We start from the raw sequence: 2,848 nt of genomic DNA, 5'->3' as shown, positions 1-2,848 counted from the left end.
CCCTAACCCCCAATTCTGGGGGAATAAGAATTTCAAAGTCCCCCAAACTTGGGGGATTTAGGGGGCTAAATAATCATAAAACGAAGACAGATAGAACTTGTGTGTACATGTATTCGGAAAGGATAAATCCATCTTAGAAGTCGGGGATCTGGAAACAAGTGCTATAGCTGAATACTTACGTACATCCTTAAATCCAGAGTATCCTAATTCAGATAACATTAACTATTTAAAAACCAATTATTGAGGGGGAAAGCCCCCCATATCTCAAAAATATCCTAAAAGCTCACAAACTCTTAATCAAATCCCTAAAAATTCTTTCAGAGTGCCTTTAAGATAGCTGATTGTGTCCCCGTTTTTTAACCAGAACGTATCAATTAAAAATCTAAACTTGGCCAATCTGGTTGACGGTAATAGTCAGTCATATCATCAAACTTTCGCAGTTCCACCTTTTTAATCGCAAATTCTGGATTATTCAATAGCAAAGACTGATTAAACTCAGAAAACATCTGACTTAGGTTGACCCGATCCAATTCTGAAGGAATTTCACCAAAATAACCCAATGTCACATGGGCTGTAAAATGATAATGCTGCTCAATACCCAAACCCATTAATGTCCGGTTTTGATAAATGATCCTTCGGAATTGAATAATTTCCTCATAAGACCGTTTATTCTTTGGTACTAAACACACACCTACAGCCCTTGGCATCACAATCAATCCTAACATTTGCCAAGATATCGGATCAGATCCCTTTGTCATTAATTGTTGATACTCTTGAAACCTTTCAGTTAACTGAAAGTTCAAATCCTCAGCAAATCGGGGATTTTTTTCGCAAGCATGAACAAAGGCACTATCCCAAATTAAATCTGCTACAGTTACATGAAAACTAGCAGGGGGAACAGGTACAATTAAATCTTTGGCAATTGGTAGCTGTAATAGTTGCTGTTGATAGGCTTCTATTTGTCCATAAAAGGCAGCATTATCTGCATCTTCTGTTGCCGGTGGAGTAATCAGCGTATAACCCGGAAAAGGGGCAGCAACTCTTACTCCAGCATCAAGCCGAAATTTAGAAGATTCCTGAATATGCTGCACCTGGGTTTTGTAACTTTCTGGTAGCGTCATGCGTGCCACCCGATTTAAATAGGTTTGGTAGTTGTCGTCCAATCTTTATCACCTTGCGCTCTTTTGATAGATTGTAGGGAAAATTACTCAAATTAACTAAACTAATTTTCAATTTTTAATTGCTATGCCAATTTATGTTTACTGGGGTGAAGATGATTTTGCCATGGAAAAAGCAGTTGTAATTTTGCGCGATCGCATTCTCGATCCCCTTTGGACTGGCTTTAACTACACTTCCTTTACTCCCGATCATCCCGATACCATCATTCAAGCCTTAAATCAAGTCATGACCCCACCATTCGGTGCAGGTGGACGTTTAGTATGGTTAACAAACAGCACCCTCGGTCAAAACTGTCCAGATCATATATTATCCGAACTACAACGCACTATTAATGCTATTCCCCCAGATTCAACCCTATTGATTACCAGCCGTAACAAACCCGATGAGCGCCTCAAAAGTACAAAACTGCTCAAACAATTTGCTACATTCTGCGAATTTCCCCTCATTCCCCCCTGGAAAACCGAGCTATTAGTTCAGTCAGTTCAACAAACTGCCCAAACCCTAGAGATCAAAATAACTCCTCAGATCGCAGAACTATTAGCCGAATCCATAGGTAATGATACCCGTCTGCTCTACAACGAACTAGAGAAATTACGTCTTTATACTCAAGGTAGCCGCAAACCCTTAGATGTGAAAATAGTATCTGAATTAGTCAGAAATACAACTCAAAATACTTTACAACTAGCAACAGCCATCAGAACAGGAGACACTCCCACAGCCTTAAGCATCTTAGCCGACCTCACCAATGCCGCCGAACCAGGTTTAAAAATAGTTGCCACACTCATTGGTCAATTTCGCACCTGGCTACTAGTAAAAATGATGATGGAAACTGGCGAACGTAATCCCCAAGCGATCGCTCAAGCTGCTGAAATCTCCAACCCCAAACGCATCCACTTCCTACAGCAAGAAGTCAAATCTCTCCCCCTCCAACAACTCATCTCCACCTTACCCATATTACTAGACCTAGAAGTCAGCCTCAAACAAGGAGCATCGGAAATATCAACATTACAGACCAAAATCATCGAACTCTGTCAAATATGTCGCCCCAGTTAATATCCCCGCCAACCCGATCCCAGATTCCCTTTTGACTGGAACTTCTACCTGAGAAAATAATTCAAACCTATTATCATATTCCCTATTTTCCCTCTGTGTCACCTAATTATATGCTCACAATTTACACTCATCCTTTAATTAATAGGTTCCAGCAAATACTCTCTCAATCCCTCATTTTAGCAACCATTATCACCACTACACAGATTTCTATTACTTTCAGCATCAATACCACAGCATTCGCCCAAACTCCCAACATCGATAGTACAGAATTAACCAAATATGCAAAAGCAGTATTAGCAATGGAGCCAGTTCGGCAACAAGCCTTTGAAGAAATTAAAAAACTCATCGGCAGCAAAGACATTCCCAAAATCATTTGCAATGATCCTAATACCGTCAATGACCTACCTGGTAAAGCAAAAGATGTCGCTATTAAATATTGCAACAATTCTCAAAAAATCGTTAAAGAAAATAAACTTACTACTGAAAGATTTAATCAAATCACTGTAGAGATACAAACCAGCAAAACCTTAGAAAAGCAAGTCTATAATACATTATTGCGTTTGCAAAAGACATCTCCCACCCCACCATCTAAATAAATAGACCTGTCCGAAAATTT

Annotated in this window: 3 protein-coding genes; 2 read left to right on the top strand and 1 reads right to left on the bottom strand. The window is 39.5% G+C overall.

Annotated features, from left to right (window positions below; translation table 11 throughout):
• Positions 1–374: 374 nt before the first annotated feature.
• Positions 375–1,163 carry a DUF1868 domain-containing protein gene (locus CUN59_RS20175; RefSeq protein WP_104389506.1) on the bottom strand — a complete coding sequence of 263 codons (789 nt, stop codon included), beginning with the start codon at positions 1,161–1,163 and terminating at the stop codon, positions 375–377.
• Between the two features lie 82 nt (positions 1,164–1,245).
• On the opposite strand from CUN59_RS20175, the gene holA reads away from it, so the two are divergent.
• Both holA and CUN59_RS20165 read left to right on the top strand, forming a co-directional pair.
• Positions 1,246–2,232: a DNA polymerase III subunit delta gene (gene holA / locus CUN59_RS20170; protein ID WP_104389505.1), complete on the top strand. Its 987-nt coding sequence runs from the start codon at positions 1,246–1,248 to the stop codon at positions 2,230–2,232.
• A gap of 110 nt (positions 2,233–2,342) precedes the next feature.
• Complete coding sequence (locus tag CUN59_RS20165; RefSeq protein ID WP_104389504.1) at positions 2,343–2,828, top strand: DUF4168 domain-containing protein; 486 nt, start codon at positions 2,343–2,345, stop codon at positions 2,826–2,828.
• The last annotated feature ends 20 nt before the right edge of the window (positions 2,829–2,848 follow it).

It is taken from the genome of Cuspidothrix issatschenkoi CHARLIE-1, assembly GCF_002934005.1.
GTDB classification, from domain to species: Bacteria; Cyanobacteriota; Cyanobacteriia; order Cyanobacteriales; family Nostocaceae; genus Cuspidothrix; species Cuspidothrix issatschenkoi.
This window is presented reverse-complemented; position numbering and strand designations above follow the sequence as displayed.